This is a genomic window from Mycobacterium shunyiense, assembly GCF_058270035.1.
In genome coordinates this window covers 23,105-44,464 of sequence record NZ_JBZDPT010000003.1, presented here as the reverse complement: position 1 = coordinate 44,464, position 21,360 = coordinate 23,105, and the positions used below count along the sequence as shown (strand labels likewise).

At 64.5% G+C, this 21,360-nt stretch carries 17 protein-coding genes; 8 read left to right on the top strand and 9 right to left on the bottom strand.

Annotated elements, in window-relative coordinates:
- Positions 1-5 precede the first annotated feature (5 nt).
- From AC4ELS_RS03000 to AC4ELS_RS02990, 3 genes are all read right to left on the bottom strand, one after another.
- Positions 6-2,915: an MMPL/RND family transporter gene (locus AC4ELS_RS03000; RefSeq protein WP_448445177.1), complete on the bottom strand. Its 2,910-nt coding sequence runs from the start codon at positions 2,913-2,915 to the stop codon at positions 6-8.
- On the bottom strand, positions 2,912-3,340 hold the full coding sequence (locus tag AC4ELS_RS02995) for an MmpS family transport accessory protein (protein WP_064881610.1): 429 nt from the start codon (positions 3,338-3,340) through the stop codon (positions 2,912-2,914). Before AC4ELS_RS02995 ends, AC4ELS_RS03000 begins: the two co-directional genes overlap by 4 nt.
- 207 nt (positions 3,341-3,547) lie before the next feature.
- Positions 3,548-4,144, bottom strand: coding sequence for a sigma-70 family RNA polymerase sigma factor (locus AC4ELS_RS02990; RefSeq protein WP_236734728.1), 597 nt, complete (start codon positions 4,142-4,144; stop codon positions 3,548-3,550).
- A gap of 327 nt (positions 4,145-4,471) precedes the next feature.
- On the opposite strand from AC4ELS_RS02990, the gene AC4ELS_RS02985 reads away from it, so the two are divergent.
- The 3 genes from AC4ELS_RS02985 to AC4ELS_RS02975 all read left to right on the top strand — a co-directional run bounded on the left by AC4ELS_RS02985 (position 4,472) and on the right by AC4ELS_RS02975 (position 7,252).
- Positions 4,472-5,884 carry an NCS2 family permease gene (locus tag AC4ELS_RS02985; protein WP_463790501.1) on the top strand — a complete coding sequence of 471 codons (1,413 nt, stop codon included), beginning with the start codon at positions 4,472-4,474 and terminating at the stop codon, positions 5,882-5,884.
- Positions 5,885-5,919: 35 nt separating this feature from the next.
- Positions 5,920-6,882 (top strand): DUF808 domain-containing protein, encoded by a 963-nt coding sequence (locus AC4ELS_RS02980; protein ID WP_499045762.1) that lies wholly within the window; start codon positions 5,920-5,922, stop codon positions 6,880-6,882.
- Positions 6,883-7,048: 166 nt separating this feature from the next.
- Entirely contained in the window at positions 7,049-7,252 is a 204-nt protein-coding gene (locus AC4ELS_RS02975) for a cold-shock protein (RefSeq protein WP_055110820.1), read from the top strand.
- Between the two features lie 59 nt (positions 7,253-7,311).
- Here the strand turns inward: AC4ELS_RS02975 and AC4ELS_RS02970 are convergent, their stop codons facing one another.
- The 5 genes from AC4ELS_RS02970 to AC4ELS_RS02950 all read right to left on the bottom strand — a co-directional run bounded on the left by AC4ELS_RS02970 (position 7,312) and on the right by AC4ELS_RS02950 (position 12,807).
- The gene (locus AC4ELS_RS02970; protein ID WP_064958405.1) at positions 7,312-7,806 is read right to left on the bottom strand and encodes a DUF5994 family protein; all 495 of its coding nucleotides are present in this window, start codon (positions 7,804-7,806) and stop codon (positions 7,312-7,314) included.
- Between the two features lie 272 nt (positions 7,807-8,078).
- On the bottom strand, positions 8,079-8,714 hold the full coding sequence (locus AC4ELS_RS02965) for a TetR/AcrR family transcriptional regulator (RefSeq protein ID WP_064881615.1): 636 nt from the start codon (positions 8,712-8,714) through the stop codon (positions 8,079-8,081).
- On the bottom strand, positions 8,711-11,599 hold the full coding sequence (locus AC4ELS_RS02960) for an MMPL/RND family transporter (RefSeq protein WP_448445169.1): 2,889 nt from the start codon (positions 11,597-11,599) through the stop codon (positions 8,711-8,713). Before AC4ELS_RS02960 ends, AC4ELS_RS02965 begins: the two co-directional genes overlap by 4 nt.
- Positions 11,596-12,024, bottom strand: a complete 429-nt coding sequence (locus AC4ELS_RS02955) for an MmpS family transport accessory protein (RefSeq protein ID WP_064883034.1) — start codon at positions 12,022-12,024, stop codon at positions 11,596-11,598. Before AC4ELS_RS02955 ends, AC4ELS_RS02960 begins: the two co-directional genes overlap by 4 nt.
- A gap of 114 nt (positions 12,025-12,138) precedes the next feature.
- Positions 12,139-12,807: a TetR/AcrR family transcriptional regulator gene (locus AC4ELS_RS02950; RefSeq protein ID WP_498886504.1), complete on the bottom strand. Its 669-nt coding sequence runs from the start codon at positions 12,805-12,807 to the stop codon at positions 12,139-12,141.
- A 101-nt stretch (positions 12,808-12,908) separates the two neighbouring features.
- Here AC4ELS_RS02950 and AC4ELS_RS02945 point away from each other — a divergent pair, with 101 nt between their 5' ends.
- The 3 genes from AC4ELS_RS02945 (at position 12,909) to AC4ELS_RS02935 (ending at position 19,283) form a co-directional block, all read left to right on the top strand.
- Complete coding sequence (locus AC4ELS_RS02945; protein ID WP_498886506.1) at positions 12,909-13,973, top strand: NAD(P)H-dependent amine dehydrogenase family protein; 1,065 nt, start codon at positions 12,909-12,911, stop codon at positions 13,971-13,973.
- Positions 13,974-14,165: 192 nt separating this feature from the next.
- Positions 14,166-17,438, top strand: a complete 3,273-nt coding sequence (locus tag AC4ELS_RS02940) for an NAD-glutamate dehydrogenase domain-containing protein (protein WP_498886883.1) — start codon at positions 14,166-14,168, stop codon at positions 17,436-17,438.
- 93 nt (positions 17,439-17,531) lie between these two features.
- Positions 17,532-19,283 (top strand): alpha/beta hydrolase, encoded by a 1,752-nt coding sequence (locus AC4ELS_RS02935; protein WP_448445160.1) that lies wholly within the window; start codon positions 17,532-17,534, stop codon positions 19,281-19,283.
- On the opposite strand, the gene AC4ELS_RS02930 is transcribed toward AC4ELS_RS02935, so the two are convergent.
- Positions 19,249-19,740: an OsmC family protein gene (locus AC4ELS_RS02930; protein ID WP_064880253.1), complete on the bottom strand. Its 492-nt coding sequence runs from the start codon at positions 19,738-19,740 to the stop codon at positions 19,249-19,251. The genes AC4ELS_RS02935 and AC4ELS_RS02930 overlap by 35 nt on opposite strands.
- Positions 19,741-19,819: 79 nt before the next feature.
- Between AC4ELS_RS02930 and AC4ELS_RS02925 the strand changes: the two genes are divergently transcribed.
- The gene (locus tag AC4ELS_RS02925; RefSeq protein ID WP_064958399.1) at positions 19,820-20,764 is read left to right on the top strand and encodes an oxygenase MpaB family protein; all 945 of its coding nucleotides are present in this window, start codon (positions 19,820-19,822) and stop codon (positions 20,762-20,764) included.
- Positions 20,765-20,777: 13 nt separating this feature from the next.
- On the top strand, positions 20,778-21,359 hold the full coding sequence (locus AC4ELS_RS02920; RefSeq protein ID WP_064887775.1) for a TetR/AcrR family transcriptional regulator: 582 nt from the start codon (positions 20,778-20,780) through the stop codon (positions 21,357-21,359).
- Position 21,360: the final 1 nt, after the last annotated feature.

Genomic DNA, 21,360 nt, shown 5'->3' with positions numbered 1-21,360 from the left:
GTCGGCTAACCCGACGACACCGGGATAGCCGCAGTGTCCTCATCGTCGGCGCGGGGCGGACGCGGCGGCGCCGACTTTCGGAAGTGGTTGTCCCCGCGGGGATACACCACTTGCGGCCACCAGAACCACCTGCCCAGCAGGGTGGCGATGGACGGCATCAGCAGTGACCGCACGATGAAGGTGTCGATCAGCAGGCCGATCGCGATGGTCGAGCCCATCTGGGCCAGCACAATCAGATTGCTCGCCATCATGCCGGCCATCGTGGCCGCGAACACCAGCCCGGCCGAGGTGACCACGCCGCCGGTGCCGGCCATGGACCGGATGATGCCGGTCTTCAGGCCCGCGTGGATCTCGTCCTGGAACCGGGACACCAGCAGCAGGTTGTAGTCGGATCCGACTGCCAGCAGGATGATCACCGACATCAGCATGACCAGCCAGTGCACTGGCATCCCGAACAGGTCCTGCCACAACAACACCGAGATGCCGAACGACGCGGCGATCGAACTACCGGCCGTCAGCACGATGACCAACGCGGCCACCGCACTGCGGGTCAGAATGAGCATGATCATGAAAATCAGCGTCAAGGCCGACACCACCGCGATCATCAGGTCGTAGCGGGCGCCGTCGGACATGTCCTTGTAGGTTGCCGCCACACCGCCGAGATAGATCTTGGCGTCCGACAGCGACGACATCTTCAGCGCCTCCTGCGCGGCCTTGCGCTCGGATTCGACTCGTGCGATCCCGTCCACCGTCGCCGGATCGGTCTGGTGGGTGATGAACATGCGGGCGGACTTTCCGTCCGGCGACAGGAACATCTTGAGGCCGCGCTCGAAATCGGGGTTCGTGAAGGCTTCCGGGGGCAGATAGAACAGGTCGTCGTTCTTGGCGTCGTCGAAGGCGGCACCCATTGACAGCGCGGTGTCGTTCATCGCCTGCATCTGGTCGATCAGTGCCTTCTGCGAGTTGTACGACGCCAGCGAGAGGTCCCGGCTGGTTTCCATCGACGCGATCGTCTGCGGAAGCAGCGCAGTCAATTTGGGCGCCAGGTCCGCCAGTTGGTCGGTGTTGACCTGGACCGATGAGGTCTTGTCGGTCAGCTCGTCGATCCCGTCGAGGGCGTCGAAGACCGAACGCGCCGCGGAGCACATCGGGATGTCGAAGCAGTGCGGTTCCCAGTAGAAGTAGTTGCGCATGGGCCGGAACTGATCGTCGAAGTTCGCGATGTTGTCGCGCATCTTCTTGGTGACCTCAAGCAGCTCCTCCGACTTCGCCGCGGAGTCCTGGGTGAGGCGGGTCTGTTCGAGCGAGAGCTGGTATTGCCTCTTCATGATGTCGATCGACGTGTTGGTCGCATCGATCATCCGAAGCTGGTCGTCGAGTTGCTTGCGCTGGAACGGCAGGTTCATATTGCTGGTCTGCCCCGAGATACTGGTCTGGAACGGAATCGAGCTGTGCTGGATGGGGATTCCCAGCGGTCGGGTGATGCTCTGCACCATCGCGATGCCATCGGCGTGCATCACGTTGCTCGAAATCTTGTTCAGCACAAGCATGTCCGCGGGATTGCGCATGTCGTGGGTGGACTCGACCATCAGGATGTCGGGGTTCATCCTGGCCTGGGAGAAGTGCCGGTCGGCAGCAGCGAAACCGACGTTCACCGGGGCGTCATCGGGCAGGTAGTACCGGTCGTTGTAGGCCGGCTTGTATCCGGGGATGGCCACTACCCCGATCAGCACGACGAACAGGCTGGTCACGAAAATCGGTGCGGGCCAACGCACCACCGCAGTGCCGACCTTGCGCCAGAACTCGCTCTGCGGGGGGCGCTTGGACTCGTACAGCCCGACCCGGCTACCGAGGTAGAGCACCGCCGGGCCGAGCGTGACCGAGATGACCACGACCACGACCATGCCGATCGCGACGGGGGCACCCATGGTGGAGAAGTAGGGCAGTCGCGCGAAGCTGAGGCAGTAGGTCGCTCCGGCGATGGTCAGACCGGAACCCACGATGACGGGTGCCACCGATTTGAAGGTCGCGTAATAGGAGTCATCCCGGTCCAGGCCCATGCCGCGGTCTTCGCGGTACCGGCCGAAGATGAAGATCCCGTAGTCGGTGGCTGCGGCGATCGCCAGCATGGTCAGGATGTTGCCCGCGAAGGTGGTCAACCCGAATACGTCGTGCATCGCCAGCACGGACACCACGCCGCGGGCGGTCAACAGCGCCAGGAACGTCAGGAACAACTGGATCAGCGTGGTCCTGATCGACCGATAGACCACCAGCAGCATTGCTGCGATGGCGACCAGGGTGATCAGGGTGATCTCGGCCAGGCTCGCGTTGCCGATGACGTGCATGTCGTTGGTCAGTGCGGCAGGGCCGGCGACGTGCGCCTGCACCCCGGGCGGAGCCTTCGTCTCCTCGATGACCTTGCGGACGGCTTCGACGCCCTCGTTGGCGAGCGTCATGCCTTGCTCGCCGGCGAGGTTGATCATCACGTACGACGCTTTGCCGTCGGCGCTCTGCGCGCCGGCGGCGGTCAGCGTGTCACCCCAGAAGTCCTGGATGTGCTGGATGTGCTCGGGATCCTGCTGCAGCTTGCGGATGATCTCGTCGTAGTACCTGTGCGCGTCCGGGCCCAGCGGGTCCTGACCCTCGATGACGATCATGATCGTGCTGTTGGAGTTGAACTCCTTGAAGTTGGCGCCCATCAACTTCATCGCCTGCATCGACGGGGCGTCCTCGGGCGCCATCGGTGCGGCATGCAGTTCGCCGACGATCTCCAGCTGCGGCGCGATCACATTCACGACGACCGCGATCGCGATCCAGATCAGGATGATCGGCCACGCCAGAATGCGCAGCAGGTGCGGGACGGCAGGCCGCTTCGGCGTGCCGGTGGATTCGGGCGAGGTGACGGATGTGGTCATGCGGACTTCACCAGGCAGTAGGTCTGGGCGTTGACGCCATTGGCGGATTGCTCCTCGCGGACAGTGCCGTTGACGGTGACACGGCACCCGATGTGGTCGCCGCTGCTTTCACTGTCGCTGCGCGCCATCAGGTTCGCGCTGACGGTCGGCAACGTGGTGGACAAGGTGACGGACCAGGGCAGCTGGGCGTTGACCGAGTGCACCTTGGCGTCCGGATCGAAATAGCTGATCTCAGCGGAAGTTCCGGGTGGTCCGTACACCTCGTACAAGACCACCTTGGGGTTGAACTGGACGATCTCGATCCCGGCGCCGGCATTCGCGTTGAGATCCTCCGAGCCGAACATCCGGTGTAGTCGTGAGACCACCAGGCCCGACACGGCCAGTACCACAATCAGAACCACTGGAATCCATGCGTGTTTCAACACACGACGAGCACCCCGACCAGGACTCACCCGTACCTCCAGACGATTACCCGAACCCGCCGACAGCGATGACGCTTCGGCGCTCGGCGAATTAGTTCGAATAACTATGTACAGCGCGGGGAACTTTACACCGCTGCGACCGCGGACGCAGTCGCGGCCTCAATGCTGGGAACTTGCTGTCGATTTCCTGAATGACGGGAGGCGGAGGCGCTAGGCCGCCGTGCCGTCATGCGAAGGGTGATCCAGATAGCCTCGGGCGGCAGCCATTTCAACCAGCCTCGAACGCAGCGCGCGGCGTCCGCGATGCAGCCTCGACATCACCGTTCCGACCGGAATCTGCAGAATCTCCGCGATCTCCCTGTACCGGAAACCCGCAACGTCGGCGTAGTACACGACGACGCCTTGCGATTCCGGCAATGCCCGCATCGCCCCGCGCACCTCGTCATCGCCCATCGACTCCAGGGCCGCCAGTTCCGCCGAGACCACGCCGAGCGGGAATCGCTGCGCCACCTCCGCGAGCTGGGCGTCGGAGAGTTCGTCGGCGAAGACCTCCTGCGGTCGCCGCTGCGCGGTGCGGTATGAGTTGATCCACGTGTTGGTCAGGATCCGAAACAGCCAGGCCCGGATATTCGTGCCGTCCTGGTAAGTGTGAAAACTGCTGTACGCCTTGACCATTGTCTCCTGCACTAGGTCTTCGGCGTCTGCCATGTTGCGCGTGTAACGGCGCGCGGCCGCGAAAAGCTGATCCACCAGCGGCAGCGCATCACGCTCGAATCGCTCCGCGCGACAATCGTCGTCGAAACTCACGTGCCTACCTGTGCTCATCGGCATGGCCCCCGCTCCTGCCACTGCTCATATCGCCGGCCTCAGATGCTCGCCACTCGAAGCTATCCGGCGACGCCGCCGATCCCCAGGGGGATTACCCCCAGGTTCGCGGTGGTTTTCCACACCGCAGCGACCGCACCGAACTGTCATGCACGCAGCATGACACCTCAACCCAAGTTGAGGTCAAATGGTTTTTCCGGCGCCAATCTCTTTGCGGCTGTTGCGTTTGCACATCTCGCTGATGAATCCGCGGCAGACATCGGCCATACGTCAGGAAACCGGGCCGCTCCCGCCTTAGGCTCATCGGTTATGAATCGACTCGATCGCTTCTTCGAGATCTCGGCTCGCGGCTCGACGGCCCTCTCCGAGATCCGCGGAGGCCTGGTCACCTTCATCGCGATGGCCTACATCATCGTGCTGAACCCGGTCGTGCTCTCCGGCTCCGCCGACGTCGCGGGCAACAAGCTGGAATTCGCCCAGGTCTCGGCCACCACCTGTCTGGCCGCGGGCGTGATGACGATCCTGTTCGGGATCATCGCGCGGCTGCCCTTCGCGTTCGCCGCGGGTCTGGGCATCAACTCGTTTCTGGCCACGACCGTGGTGGGCACGGTCACCTGGCCCGAGGCCATGGGCCTGGTCGTCATCGACGGCCTGATCATCGTGGCGCTGGCCGCCAGCGGGTTCCGCCGCATGGTGTTCGACGCGGTACCCATGCAGCTGAAACTGGCGATCACCGCGGGCATCGGTCTGTTCATCTTGTTCATCGGACTGGTCGACGCCGGATTCGTCGGCTCGACCGGCCTACCCTCTCCCCCGGTCGGGCTCGGCACCGGCGGCGTCGGCTCGATCAACACCGTGCCAACCGTCGTCTTCGTGTTCACCCTGCTGGTCACCGGAATCCTCGTGGCCCGGAAGGTCCGCGGCGGCATCCTGATCGGCCTCGTCACCGGCACCGTGGTCGCCGTGATCGTCGAGGCCATCTGGCACCTCGGGTCGGCGCAGGACAAACCGGGCGGATGGGGACTGTCGGTACCGACCCTGTCCGGCTCACCGTTCGCGCTCCCCGACCTGTCACTCGTCGGCGACGTCAGCCTGGGCGCCTTCAGCCGGATCGGGTACTTGGCGGCCATCATGCTGGTGTTCACGCTGGTGTTCGCCAACTTCTTCGACGCCATGGGCACGATGACCGGGCTGTCGCGGGAGGCCGGTCTGTCCGACTCGCAGGGCAACTTCCCGCGGCTGAAGTCAGCGCTGATCGTCGAGGGCGCCGGTGCCGTCGTCGGCGGATCTTCCTCGGCGTCGTCGAACACCGTGTTCATCGAATCCGGCGCGGGCATCGAGGAGGGCTCCCGCACCGGGTTCGCCAACCTCATCACCGGTGCGCTGTTCCTTGCGGCCATGTTCGTCGCCCCGCTGGCCTCGATCGTGCCCACCGAGGTCGCGGCCGCGGCCCTGGTGATCGTCGGCGCCATGATGGTGTCGCAGCTGCGCCACATCGACCTCTCCGAGTTCTCGGTGGCCCTGCCCGTGGTGCTCACTGTGGCCACCATGGCCTTCAGCTACTCGATCGCCAACGGCATCGGCGTCGGCTTCGTGGCGTGGGCGGTGTTGCGGTCGGCCGCTGGTAAGGCCCGTGAGGTCAGCCCGCTGCTGTGGGTCGTGGCCGCCGGCTTCATCCTGTACTTCGCCCGGGGCTGGATCGAGTCGCTCATCGGGATGTAGAGGCCGGTAGCCTTCTCGAACATGGGGACAACGGTATGAGCGCCGGCCTGTTCGGTTTGCTCGACGACATTGCCGCCCTGGCGCGGCTGGCGGCGGCTTCGATCGACGACATCGGTGCGGCCACCGGCAAGGCGACCGCCAAGGCGGCCGGCGTGGTGATCGACGACACCGCGGTGACACCGCAGTATGTGCATGGCATCAGCGCCGACCGCGAGCTACCGGTCATCAAGCGCATCGCGATCGGCTCGCTGCGCAACAAGATCCTGTTCATCCTGCCCGCGGCCTTGCTGCTCAGCCAGTTCGCACCGTGGTTGCTGACCCCGATCCTGATGCTGGGCGCCACCTACCTCTGTTTCGAGGGCGCCGAGAAGGTCTGGGGGCGGTTCACCGGCCACGGCGGACACGACACCCACGGCGAGCCCACCACGGCCGTCGGCGGGGACGCCGAGAAGTACATGATCACCGGGGCGATCCGGACCGACTTCATCCTCTCCGCCGAGATCATGGTGATCGCCCTCAACGAGGTGGCCAACCAGACTTTCTGGCCGCGGCTGATCATCCTGGTGATCGTCGCCCTGGTGATCACCGCAGCCGTCTACGGCGTGGTGGCCGGCATAGTCAAGATGGACGACATCGGCCTGCTGATGGCGCAGCGCTCATCCAAGGCGGCACAGAAAATCGGCCGTGGCCTGGTCGCCGGGATGCCCAAGCTGCTGTCGGCACTGTCGACCATCGGAACGGTCGCGATGTTGTGGGTCGGTGGGCACATCCTGCTGGCGGGCACCAACACGCTGGGCTGGCGCACCATCTACGACGTGGTCCACCATGCCGAGGAGGCGGTGCACCACGCGGTGGGCGACCCGTTCGGCGGAATGCTGGCCTGGCTGACCAACACGGCCGCGTCGGCAGTCATCGGTCTGGTGGTCGGCACTGTGGTCGTGGGGATCGTGCATGTGCTGCCGTTCGGTAAGAAAGCGGATCACTACACCTCAGCCTGACCGTCGACCCAGTCGAAGCTATTCCACCGAACGGCATTTGGGCCTGCTCCGCAGGAAAACCGATTGCGGCAAAGGCAAATACTTTTAGGCGCGCCGCCCATCGACGTGTCATACTCTTCGAGGACGTTTTTGGTACGTCCAGTTTTACGATGAGAGAAGTAAAAATATGACACAGGGAACTGTGAAATGGTTCAACGGCGAAAAGGGCTTCGGCTTCATCGCTCCTGACGGCGGCGCCCCGGACGTCTTCGTCCACTACTCCGAGATCAGCGGTGGTGGATTCCGGTCGCTCGAAGAGAACCAGCGCGTCGAGTTCGAGATCACCCAGGGTGCCAAGGGCCCCCAGGCGGTGGGAGTCACTGCGATCTGATCGCCCCAATACCTGATGATGGGCTGGTACGGATGCTTCCGTACCAGCCCATTTTCATGTCACACCGGCGTCTCGGCCTGCAGATGCCCCAGCCATCGCACGGACTCGACCCGGGCGACACCCAGTACCCGATCTGCGGTATCGAACATCGGGGTGCGTCGCATCGATTCCTCCACGGGCATGGCTGCGGCACAGCGCATCACCAACCCGCCCAGAGTTACGGATGTCTTGCACGGGACGACAAGGAGTTTCACGCACGCGTCACGTCCCGCCACCATCATCAGACGGGGCCGACTCAGCTTCACGCCGTTGGGCACCCGAGTGCCGGTGACGATCGAGTCGAGGTCGAGCTGCCCCTCCGCGGATGACCAATTGACGCGAATATCAACAACTTCCCCCAGTGATTGATGCAACGCCCCCACCAGTTCGGGCAGCTCGCTTGCCACCGAGGCGGTGTGAGGCCACCAGGCGCCGTCGATATCGGCGCCCAACTCCCGGGCGAGGGTGAGGCGGACGGGACTGGCGAGTCGCCGCGCCCCGTTGAGGCCGTTCACGACGACTGCGAATCTGCACGCGCCTGCGGCCTGGGCCGATCCGAGAAAACCAAATCCGGCGGCGGAGCATTCGAGCTCTCGACTGCCCGCACAGGTTCTTGCTGTTCGGGATGTGAAAACAGTTCGGACGATTCCATAAGAGTGTCCTTGAAAGGTGCGGGACTACCGCACGGGGTTTGGAGGCGAGCGATGGTTGATCACCGGGCCTATCCACAAACTTACACCCGATGGCCGCGACGGCGCGGCGCCGGGGGCACCACGGGCCACCACCGTCATCGGCCGCGGACGGCCGGCAGGATCAAGGTGTCGATGACATCGCGGACAAACTTCGAGTCGACGCTCTGGCCGTTGACCACTCGCATCAGGCCCATTCCGGTCAGCACATCGGCCACCAACGACCAGTCCCGGTCGGCAGCGACCTCGCCGCGGGCAACGGCCTGTGCCAGGATCGTCGTCATCACCCGCCGCCCCTTGAGCAGCATCAGATCTTCGAGCGCCGAGCCGAGGTGCGGATCGTGGGTGGCCTCGACCGCCACCCTCAGCACCAGGTCGTACGAGAAGAGGTCGTTGTCGCTGCGCGCGGTGCGCCGCACGATTTCATCGAAATCGCCTTCCAGACTGCCGGTGTCGGGCGCGTCGTCCTCCATCAGATCAGGCTTCCAGTACACGAGCGCATCGGTGATCAACGCGGCCTTCGACGACCAGCGACGGTAGATGGCCGCCTTACCGACACCGGCGCGCGCGGCGATGTCGTTCATATTGGTGTTGACGTAACCGTTTTCGGCCAACGCGGCCAACGCGGCATCGAGAATGGCCGGATCCCGCGATCGGTCGAGTCGGCCGACCGTACGCTGACGCAGTTTCGGCTCTGCGTCAGGCGTATCGGCCGGGTCGGTCATGATCGTCATACCGTCGTTGTCGGTATCGGCGCGGTATTGTCGTCGGTCTCACCGGCCGCCTTGCGGGCACGCTCTTCACGACCGCGCCGGGTGATCTCAAAAGTGTTGAGCGGCCACCAAAACCAGCGACCCAGCGCCGCCGCGATGGACGGTGTCATGAACGAGCGCACGATCAGCGTGTCCACTACCAGGCCGATGCCGATCGTCATACCGAGTTGGCCGACCACCCGCAGATCCGACACGATCATCGACATCATGGTGAAGGCGAACACCAGGCCGGCCGCGGTGACGACACGTCCGGTGGCCCCGATCCCGCGGATGATGCCCGTGTTGAGCCCGGCGTGTATCTCTTCCCTGAAGCGCGAGACCACCAACAGGTTGTAGTCCGAACCCACCGCCAGCAGGATCACCATCGACAGCGGGATCACGATCCACTGCACGCCCAGGCCCAGGATGTCCTGCCAGAGCAACACCGACAAGCCACACGCCGTTCCCAGAGAAGCGGCCACGGTGCCCACAATCACCATGGCGGCCACCACACTTCGGGTGATGATCAGCATGATGCTGAAAATGAGGATCATCGCCGCGATCACCACGATCATGAGATCGGTTACCACGCCATCCTGCATGTCGCTGTACATCGATGCCGTACCGGCGAGCGACACCTTCGCACTGGCCAGCGGGGTGCCCTTGAGCGCATCGGCGACAACGCCTTTGAGGTCGCGGACATGTTCGATACCGTCCACCGAGGCCGGGTCGCCCTGGTGGGTGATGATCATTCGGACCGCCTTGCCATCGGGCGACATGAACATCTTGACCGCACGGTTGAAGTCAGGGTTCTCGAACACATCCGGAGGCAGGTAGAACATGTCGTCGTTCTTGGCCTGATCGAAGTACAGGCCGATCTCCGTCGCCCCCTTCGCCGCCTCCTGTTGCGCGGCCTGGGTACCGGCCATGGTGCTGTGCGTCGCGATCATGAAGTCTCGCATCCGCTTCATCGTCCCGATGGTGTCCTGCAACACCGGCAACATCTGCGGCATCAGCTGATCCATGCGGTCCATGTCGACTGTCAGGCCCTGCATTTCATCGGTCAGTTTGTCGATGCCGTCGAGAGTGTCGAAGATCGACCGCATCGACTGGCACATCGGAATGTCGAAGCAGTGCGGCTCCCAGTAGAGGTAGTTGCGCAGCGGCCGGAAGAAATCGTCGAAATTGGCCAGGTTGTCCCGCATCTCCTGGGTCGCTTCCACCATCTCGTGGGTCCGACCCACCATGCTGTGGGTGGTTTCGGTGAGCTCTTTGGTGATGGCGTACATGCGTTCCATGCTGGCGACGGTCTTGCTCATCTCGTCGGCCTGTTCGAGCATCTGCGCCGAGTTGTCGTTGTTGAACTTCGCCGACTGCAGCGTGCTGGCGTTCTGCGCGCCGAGCAGGAACGGGATCGAGCTGTGCTCGATCGGGGCACCCAACGGGCGGGTGATGGTCTGCACCCGTTCGATTCCCCGCATGTGCATCACGTTCTTGGCGACCTTTTCGATCACCAGCATGTCCGACGGGGTGCGCAGGTCATGATCCGCTTCGAGCATCAGCAACTCGGGGTTCATCCGGGCTTGGGAGAAGTGCCGATCAGCAACGCCCATGGCCAGGTTCGCCGGCATGTCAGCGGGGGTGAACTGCTTGTCGTTGTATTGCGGCACATAGGTCATCAGGGCGGCGAAGCCGATGACGGCGATCAGGCTGGTGACGAAGACGATGGGGATCGGCCAGCGAACCACCGACGTGCCGACCTTGCGCCACCCCGGCGACGCGATCTTGTGCTTGGGATCGAGCAAGCCGAACTTCGACGCGATGGTCAGCACGGCAGGCGCCAACGTCAGTCCGGCGATGATGATCACCAGAACAGAGATGGCGCAGGGCAGACCCATGGTCTGGAAGTAGGGCAGCGTGGTCATGGTGAGGCACAGGCAGGCCCCGACGATCGTCAAACCGGAGCCGAGGATGACATGCGATACGCCGCTGTAGGCCACATAGAACGCGTCCTCGCGGTCCAGGCCTTTCGATCTCTCCTCGTGATATCGGCCGAGGAGGAAGATCACATAATCGGTGCCTGCGGCCAGGGCCAACATGGTCACCATGCTCACCGCGTACGGGGTCAGGCCGATGATGTTCAGGTAACCGGCGGCAGCCGTAACACCCTGTGCGGCAAACAGTTCAAGAAGAATGACGACCATCGACACGAGCAGTGTCACGACGGAGCGGTACACCGCGAGCAGCATCAAGATGATGACGCCGACCGACACCAGCTCCATTTTCGCCATACTTTGATGGCCTGCCACGCTGGTATCGGCGTTGAGCACGCTGTTTCCGGCGACGTGGGCCGAGATACCCGGCGGAGCGGGCACCGAGGCCACGATGTCACGCACGGCGGCCACGGAATCGTGGCTCTTGCTGGTGCCCTGGTCCCCGGCAAGGAAGATCTGCACATAAGCGGACTTGCCGTCCACACTCTGCGAACCCGCCGCGGTCATCGGATCGCTCCAGAAGTCTTGAACGTTCTGGACGTGCTCGGTATCGGCCTTCAGCTTCGCGACGATCTCGTCGTAGTACTTGTGCGCGGCCGCACCGACCGGTTCGTCGCTCTCCAGCACCACCATCGCTGAGGAATCCGAATCGTACTGCTGAAACACCTTGCCGATGTTCAGCATCGACTTGTAGGAGTCCGAGCTGGTGGGGCTCAGCGGTACCGACCGGGATGCGGCGACCTCATCGAGCGACGGGACAAGAGTTCCCAGCGCAATCGTGAGGAGCACCCAGAACACGATGATCGGCAGCGAAAAGATCCGAACCATCCGGCCCAGGAACGGGCGATGGGAGTTCTTGTGTGCGTTGCTCATACGGATTTCACCAAGCAGTAGATGAACGGTTTGAAGGTGTCGGTACTCGTCCGGTCGTCGCGCACGTCGTCGTCGACAGTCACCCGGCACCCGAGGTCTGTGACGTCGCGCTCGCCCTGAGCCATGATGTTGGCCGACATCGACGGCAGCGTCGTCACGATCGTGAAAGACCAGGGCAACGGGGCATTTTCGATGAGGTTGGGTTGACCGTATTCATCGAGATAGTTGATGTTCGCCGTGCCCCCGGAACCGGTGATCTCGTACTTGATGTGCTTCGGATTGAAGTTCTCGGTAATTCCGGAGCCCTCTGCCAAGTTCGGTCCCTGCTGCCCGCCATCCCGAATTCGAAGGATCGCGTACGCGCCCAACGCGACGACGACCACCAAAGTGAGTGGCATCCACGCCTTCTTGAGCAACTTGAACACAGTTGCGCCTCTCCCCGACCTACTATTCACTAATTGACCCAGACGGAACTCAAGTTCCGCCTAAGAGGATGCTGAGCACTGTACCCGAGTCAGGCTCGGCCGACGACTCGGCGTCTACTCCGCCAGAAACCGCTCGAGGCCGGCAATCACGATGTCGAGGTTGAAGTCGAAGTCCTGGGCCGCGGTCCCCGCGACGCCACGATCGGCGACGACACCGCTGAGCAGCGGGAAGTCGCTCGACGGAAGGTCTTTCAACGCCCGAACCACCTCGGGCGTCTGATGGTGCAGCCGGGACCCGGCCGAACCCAACACATCGTGCGCGGCCGACATGGCAAGCCCCGACACCAAGGTGAGCACTCGGCCGGCGTCGTCGGTACCGAATCCGCCCGCGGTCAGTGCCCGCAGCACCTGCTCGGCCAGCGCCAGACTCGCGGCCCCACCGGTACCACTCAACCGGAAGCTGGTCGCCGTCACACCGAGCTTGAGCACACCCTGGCGGATCGCGGTTCCGTACGCCCGCAGAATTTCCTGCCAGCTCGCGCCCTCGGGCAGCTTGATCGAGCGCAACTCGGCCTCGAACAGGTCGGCCACCACCAGCTCGAGCAGGCCGTCGCGGTCACCGACGTAGTAGTGCAGCGTCGTTCGGTCCACCCCGAGCGCATCGGCAACCGCCTGCATCGTCAACGCACCCGGCGGGATCGCACGCGCCGCGGCGACGATCTGCTGCTGATCGATACGCGGTGGGCGGCCGCGCCCCCGACGGGGCGCGTTTCCGGTGGTCACATGGGCAATTCTAGTTGCTCACGACGCCGGCGACGCACCACTCTTCCTTTTTTCTCACGGTCGTGGAAAACTGCCGGAAACCGAGTAAGGGAGCCGCTGCCGTGTCACAAACTTCGCCATACCGGGTCGTCCAGTGGACGACGGGGAACGTCGGGAAGAGTTCGGTGGCGGCCATCGCCCGCAACCCGAACCTGGAACTGGTGGGCTGCTACGCGTGGTCGCCGGACAAGTCCGGAAAAGACGTCGGCGAACTCGTCGGCATCGAGCCCCTCGGCGTCGCGGCCACCAATGACGTGCAGGCACTGCTGGCCCTCAAACCGGACGTCGTGGTCTACAACCCCATGTGGATCGACGTCGACGAACTCGTCGAAATCCTTTCCGCCGGCATCAATGTCGTGGCGACGGCCTCATTCATCACCGGACACAATCAGGGCGAGGGCCGCGATCGCATCGTCGAGGCCTGCCGCAAGGGCGGTTCGACGATGTTCGGATCGGGCATCAGCCCCGGCTACGTCAACCAGTTGGCCGTGGTGGCCGCCGGAATCTGCGACCGGGTGGACAAGGTCACGGTCAACGAGGCCGCCGACACCACCTTCTACGACTCACCGGAAACCGAGAAGCCGGTCGGGTTCGGCCAGCCCATCGACCATCCCGACCTGCAAGCCATGACCGCCCATGGCACCGGGGTCTTCGGTGAGGCGGTGCGGATGATCGGCGACGCACTCGGTATCGAGTTCGACGAAGTTCGTTGCGACGCCGAATACGCCCAGACCACAGAGGATCTCGACCTCGGCTCGTGGACGATTCCGGCGGGCTGTGTCGCCGGCGTGTTCGTCAGCTGGAAGGGCATCATCGGCGATACCACCCGTGTCGAGCTCACCTTGCGCTGGCGCAAAGGCCAGACGTTGGAACCGGATTGGCAGATCGATCAGGACGGATGGGTCATCGAGGTCGCGGGCCGGCCGACCGTGACGATGAAAGTCGGCTTCCTGCCACCGCCGGATTTCGAGGCCACCACCCTGGAGGAATTCATGGTGCTCGGGCACATCATGACCGCCACTCCCCCGATCAATGCGATCCCCGCGGTGGTCAACGCCGCGCCCGGCATCGTCACCTATAACGATCTTCCGTTGATCCTGCCGCGCGGTGTGGTGCCGGCGGGCTAGGAAAGTCAGGACGGTCCCGGCCGACACAGTGTAATGACAGGCCACATTTCACTGACACTTTGCAGCATCTGAACGCGTGCTCCTCACCACAGGATTGTGTGCACCGTCGAACGCAACCGACGGCATCGATCAACGACGATTGAGGAGACCGGAACCGTGGATTCGTTGCGCGCCAACCCCATTGCGCCCGATATGCAGGATCAGCAGGCCGGGGTTGTGGTACCCAGCCGGCTACTGGAAGCCAAGGCGCTCAACGATCTGACGGGCGATGCCGTCGAGGTGAACCTCGACTGGACCGACGCGGACGGACGGCTCAACTTTGCGCTCGCTGCCCTCGAGCCGGTGCCGCTGCGCCGGATGCTGCCCGCGCTGCAGAGCATGGACCTGGAGGTCCTGGAGGAACAGGCGGGCACCTGGACCAGGCCGGACGGGCGGGTCTGCCACGTCTACCACCTGCTCTTGCAGCCCGGTCCCGATGTCGTCGAGGCGGTGGCCCAGCCGCGGGACGACACTGTCGATCGCATCCGCGAGACCTTCCGGGCGATGTGGGCCGGCCGGGTTGAATCGGACGGATTCAATGCGCTGCTACTGCGGGCCGCTCTGAGCTGGCGACAGGTGACCGTGCTGCGCAGCTACAGCCGGTACCTTCGGCAGCTGCCGATGCCCTACGGCCAGAAGCGCATCCAACGGGTCCTGCTGGACAACCCGGCGGCCACGCGCGCACTGCTGGATCTGTTCGAGGCCCGATTCGACCGCACCGAACAACCCGCCGACAGCCCCCACCGCATTTCCCGCATCGCAGCGGCTGAGCAGCAGGTGGCCATCGAGATCGATCAGGTGCTGCACATCGACGCCGACCGGATCCTCCGCGCGTACCACAATCTGATCAACGCCACGGTGCGCACCAACGCGTTCGCGCCCGATGCCCTCACCGTCTGGGCGCCCTATCTGGTCCACAAACTCGATGCCCAGTCCGTCGACGAGCTGCCACAGCCACGTCCCCTTTCCGAAATCTTCGTGTACTCACCGGAATTCGAGGGCCTGCATCTTCGCTTCGGGCTGGTGGCCCGCGGCGGGCTCCGTTGGTCCGACCGCCACGATGACTATCGCACCGAGGTTCTGGGCCTGGTCAAGGCACAGGCCGTCAAGAACGCGATGATCGTTCCGGTCGGAGCCAAGGGCGTGTTCGTCGTCAAGGCCCGCACCGCCGCGGGCCAGTCGCCCCGTGTTCAGGGACTGCGGAGTTATCGGCAGTTCATCGCCGCACTGCTCGACGTCGTCGACAAGACCGCCCCGTCAGACTCCGAAGACCGACCCCGCTTCGGCGGAGTGGTGTGCCACGACGGACCCGACCCCTATCTGGTGGTGGCCGCGGACAAGGGCACCGCCACATTCTCCGATTCCGCCAATGCGGTGGCGCTCGACCGCGGTTACTGGATGGGCGACGCCTTTGCCTCCGGCGGTTCGGCCGGTTACGACCACAAGGCGATGGGCATCACTGCTCGCGGTGCCTGGGTCAGCGGCGACACCCACCTGGCCGAGCTCGGTATCGATTCGGCGACCGATGAGTTCACCGCCGTCGGCGTCGGCGACATGAGCGGGGACGTCTTCGGCAACGGCATGCTGCTGCGTCCCGGCCTGCGCCTGGTGGCCGCATTCGATCACCGACACATCTTCATCGATCCGCAGCCCGACACCGTGCCGGCCCGCAAAGAACGCCAACGGCTGTTCGAACTGTCCCAATCGTCGTGGGATGACTACGACCGTTCTGTGATCAGCCCGGGCGGAGGGGTGTGGCCGCGGACCGCGAAAACCATTGCCACCACACCACAGATGCGCGCCGCGCTCGACATCGACGACGACCAGACCCGGCTCACTCCCACCCAATTGATCAGCCATATCCTGCGCGCCCCGGTGGACCTGCTGTTCAACGGTGGAATCGGCACCTACATCAAGGCCCGCGACGAACAGCACTCCGACATCGCCGACAAGGTGAACGATCAGGTGCGGGTGGACGCCGAGGATGTCCGAGCCCAGGTGATCGTCGAGGGCGGCAACCTCGGGCTGTCCCAGCGCGCCCGCATCGCCTACGCCCGCCGCGGCGGCCTGGTGAACACCGACGCCATCGACAACGCGGCCGGAGTGGACTGCTCGGATCACGAGGTCAACATCAAGATCCTGCTGGACTCTGCCACCCGGTCCGGCCTGATCACGGGTAGCGCGCGCAACCGACTGCTCGCCGATATGACCGACGAAGTGGCACAGCTCGTCCTGGCCAACAACCAGGCGCACAATCGTCTGCTCGGCGATGCCCGTTCCAACGCCACCCAGATGGTCGACGTGCACGCCCGGATGACGGCGGACCTGGAGGCCCGACGCGGGTTACACCGATCTCGCGAAAATATGCCCAGCCCAGAGGAATTCGCTGACCTCGCCAAGGACGGTCACGGCCTTTCCGCGCCACAGCTGGCGACCTTGATGGCGCACGTGAAGCTCGACCTCAAGGCTGACCTGCTCGCCGGCGAGATGTTCGACGCCCCATACTTCGTCACGCTGCTGACCCGGTACTTCCCACCGACGTTGCGGCGCCAACTCGGCGAGCCACTGCCCGAGCATCCGCTCCGTCGGGAGATCATCACCACCACGATCGTCAACCGCGTGCTGGCCACCTCAGGGCTGACCTTCGCGTTCCGGCTCTCCGAGGAAACCGGCGCAGCCCCAGCCGACATCGTGCGGGCTCATGCGGTGGTGTCCGAGGTTTTCGACCTCGACACACTCTGGTCCGACATCTACGCCGCCGACCTCTCGCCCGCGCTCACGAATGCGATGGTCATCGAGGGCAGGCGTCTCCTCGACCGGGCCGCCCGATGGTTCTTGCTCAACCGGCCCCAACCGCTCGAAATCGACACCGAGATCACCCGATTCAGCAACCAGCTGGCGATGCTGCACGGGCAACTCGGATCGATGCTGCGAGGCCAGGAGCGGGCAACCGTCTTGACGGCACACGACGACCTGGTCGCTCGCGGCGTACCAGGCAACATCGCGCATCGGATCAGCGAATCCCTGTATGCGTTCAGCCTTCTGGACATCATCGAGGTCGCCCATTTCCACGGAGAGGACCCGGCCCAACTGGCCAGGATCTACTTCGAACTGTCGGACCGGCTCGGAGTGGATCGGCTACTGCTGGCGGTGTCGTCGCTTCCGCGCGGTGGCCGCTGGCACGCCCAGGCCCGGCTGGCCCTTCGGGAAGACCTGTACCGCTCCTTGCGCGATCTCACGATCGACGTCACCAAGCACGGGCTGGAGGGCGATAAGGCCGCATGCAGCATCCGCGACTTCGAGGCCTACAACCGGCCGCGCCTGGACCGGGCGAAACGCACGCTGGACGAGTTCCTCGACTCCGCCGAGCCCGACCTGGCGGTGTTGTCGGTGGCCTCAGCCCAGCTGCGCCGGCTCCATCGATGAACTCGTAACCAACCCACCGAAAACCTGATCCGGCGGCCGATTCCGCGGTTAGCATCCAGCCAATCGCGGAATCGGCGCACCAGGGGGGTACACGTGGCGTACTTGGGATGGGTGGGCGCCGGTGTGCTGACCGCCGGAGTATCGGCGGCGTTGCTCGCCGGTGCCGGCACAGCCAGCGCCGAGGCTGACTCCTCAGGTGATTCGCATGCCGGCCCGGTGAAGACGTCGACCAGCAGCGCAAAGCCGGACCGCGCCGCGCCCGCCGGTAGTCGACATGTCACACCGCACCTCAAGCGGCCCGATCGTCTGGCACGTTCCGCGGCACCTCGTGTGCGTCGCACCGTCGAGCGGGAAGCCGTCAGGAAGGACCCGATCGAGAAAGACGCGGTCGGGAAGGCAAAGGCAGCCACACCGGACGACAGCGAATCTGACGCACTGCCGGCAGCCACCAAGCAGACGCCGCTTCGCCCGCTGTCGACGCAGCGCAGTGCGGCACGCAAACAGTTGCGTGAGCGCCTGGCACCGCTGACTGCCGACCTGGCGCAAAACGACCAACCAGCCAGTGACGTTCGTAATCCGCTGACCGCGATTTCTGAAGTGCCGAAAACGATTTCAGCGACTGCACCGAGCGGCGTCGGCGTGACTGGGTCGTCGTCGGCACAACTCCCCGATCTGATCGGATCCGGCTTGCAGTCGGTGGTCGACGCTGTCGGGTCTGCGTTGTTCAACGCGGTCGGCGGAGTGATCCAAGCCGTCGACGGGCCACCCACCGTGCCGCCCGGGCTTCGCGATTCGGTCGAGGTGAGCAGCTCGACGCTGGTGGTCTCCCCGGGCAACGAGGTTCCCGCCGACTGGTACTTCCCGACGCACGGTCAGCCGGACCGGCTGATCTACCTCCAGCACGGATTCATCGCCACCGGACCGATGTACAGCTACACCGCGTCCTATCTGGCCGAGCGCACCAACAGCGTCGTCGTGGTAACCACAGTGGCGTCCAACCCGTACACCGCCGGCGGCATGTGGCTCGGTGGGGACAACATGCACCAGGCGGTTGCCGAGCTCTTTCTCGACCCGGATCGAAAAGCCTTGAACGCCAGTATGACTACCGCATCGCTGAAGGCCGGTCAGGAGAGCTTCACCGTTCCAGAGCGATTCGTGCTCGTCGGCCATTCACTGGGCGGCGGCTTCGCGCCCGGGGTGGCCGGCTACTACGCCGAGGGGTTGGTCGCCCGCCGCGCCGAAGGACAGGATGCGCCCAACGACCTTGCCGGTGTGGTGCTGCTGGACGGGGTTCCTCCCTCGGGCAGTCTGCCGGCTGCGATGGACCGCCTCCATCAGCTCGAGGCCAGCAATGGCAACGATCCCGCCGACTATGTGCCGGTCTATGAGATCGGTGCGCCGCTGAACGCGTTCAACTCCACCAGCAAGGTGAACGACGAGCTCTCGGCCGCCAGACCCGGGACGTTCGTCGGGGTCGTGGTCAACGGTGGTGTCCACATGGATTCCATGCTGGGTGGTAACCCGCTGATCCAGGCGGCGGCCTATCTTGTGGCGGGCATTCCGCAGTCGCAGAACCCGCCCGCAGTGCAAAGGTTGATGGCCGGATGGGTCAACGACATGTTCGAGGGCAACATCGATCCGGTCACCGGCCGGTGCCTGAGTGACTGCAACGGCACGTACGGCGATGCGGGTCAGACCGTCGACATCGACGCCGGGACGGGCAATGCCACCGCCGTCGTCATCGACTCGGGAACGCTGCCCGACGAATCCGACTGGAGTGCACTCGAGTTCGTCCCGGTCGACGCGTCGTTCATTCCCCGCTCGGTGCTGTCACGGTGGGTGTAGCGCTCACCGGAAAATTGACCGAGTTGGCGATGAAGCACATCCGGTGGGCTTCATGATGGAGCTCGGTGGCCTCCCTCACCCGCTGCCCGTCGGTGATGGTGACCTGCGGTCGTAGCGTGACGTCGGTGAAAACGCCACTGCCCTCGGCGTTCTCGCTCATGGTACCGTCGGGCCGGTCACTGTAGGCAGTGACGACGATGCCTGCCTTGGCGCACAGCGCCAGGTACCACAGCATGTGGCACTGCGACAGGCTGACCACCAGCAGCTCCTCGGGGTTCCAGCGCTGCGGGTCTCCCCGGAAGGCCGGATCGGCGCTACCCAGGATCACCGGCTTGCCGGGTGTCTCGACGCCGGTCACGTCGTGGTCACGCGCGTAGTCGCGGTAGCCGCTGGTGCCCGAACCGGTGTTGCCGGTCCAGGTCACCTCGACCTCGTATCGATGCGTCCGGTTGGCCATGATCGCGACGCTACCAATCGTGTACGTGAGGACGATTTTCGGTATTGACACATTGGCACAGATTGCTAGCCTTTGTGCCATGTCTATTGGCAGCGTGGCCGACGAAGACGTAGTGCGGCCGAACGTACTGGCAGATTTCCGCAGGCACTCGGGCAGCATCCTGGGGGGTGCCTTCGGCGCGGCAGCCTTCGACGAGGTGGCCCTGGTCCCGGTGGCCGCGGCCGTCGATCGCAGCGGCCGGTTCGAGCGCAACTTTCTCGATCGCGGGGTGCGCAGCGGGTTTTCGGCGTTTCTGGCGATCTGGGGCGACGCGACAGATCGGGAGGCGGAGGGGCGCCGCCTGCAGACCATGCACCGCGAAGTCCGTGGACACGGTAAGGACGACTTCGCCGACGTCCGCTACAGCGCACTCAACCCCCAGCTGTGGAACTGGATTGCGATCAGCGGCATCTTCCTCGTCCTGCATTCGTTCACCCCGGCGACCGGTATCACCATGAACGCCGCCGAGCAGGAGGCGGCCTACCGTCAGCTGCTCGAAGCGTTCCGCTCTATCGAACTGCCGGGCGCATCGGCGAAGCTGCCGCAAACCTATGCCGACGCGGCTCGGTACTACGACGACATGGTGGAGAACCAGTTGCAGGGCAACGCATTCCTGAGCCGGGTGACGACCGGTCTGACCCAGCTGCCGTTGCCGACCCTGCTGCTGCCCACCCCGCTGAGACTGGCGCTGACCCCGTCCTGGATGGCGGTGCGACCGATCGCCGGCCGCGTGATCAAGGTGTGCTCATTCGGCATAATGCATCCGGGGATCCGCGAGATGACGGGGTTCCGGTGGCAGTCCCGCCATGAGCGGGAGTTCGCGGTCTACACCCGTATGCTTCAGCTGGCCTGGCGGGTACTGCCCGACCGGCTGCTGCTGGTGCCCCTGGCTTACAACCGATTGCAGTACGAGAAGCTGGTGCGCCTGCACCGATCGGTGGCCCTGGATTCGTTCGCGCCGCTGGGATGTCCGGCGGCAGGCTGACACACTGGTAGCGATGCCACGCAGCAACGCCAGCCAATCCGAACAGGAAGACGCCATCCTCAAGGCCACGGCCGAGGAAGTGGCGCTTGTCGGGCTCGGTCGGACCAGCTTGGACGTCATCGCCAAGCAGGCCGGCGTCAGCCGCCGCACGCTCTACCGTCGTTTCCCCACCCGCGACGCTTTGATCACCGAGCTGGGGCGGCGTACGTTCGACGGGGCGATGCATCGGTTACGCACGGTCGCAATCGATTCCGGCCCCAACGAGGCTGCGGTGGCGGCATTCTGTGAAGGTATGCGGCTGTTGACCACCGAGCCGGTGATGCGCCGGTTCCTGCGACTGGACACCGATTTCACCGCGGTGGCCGGCGCCTATGACCAGGCTCCGGCCTTTCTGCACCACGCGTCGTCGGCGATGGCCAAGGCACTTCGCGCGGCGGGCGCGACCATGCCTGACGCCGAACTGCTGGCCGTGGCCGAATTGCACATCCGGTTGGCGTGCTCGCTGGCCCAGATGCCGACGACGGTGTTGGACGTCAACGACGACGAAGCGGTGCGTGCCTACGCGCGAAAGCACCTGGCTCCGCTGGTGCGGTAGC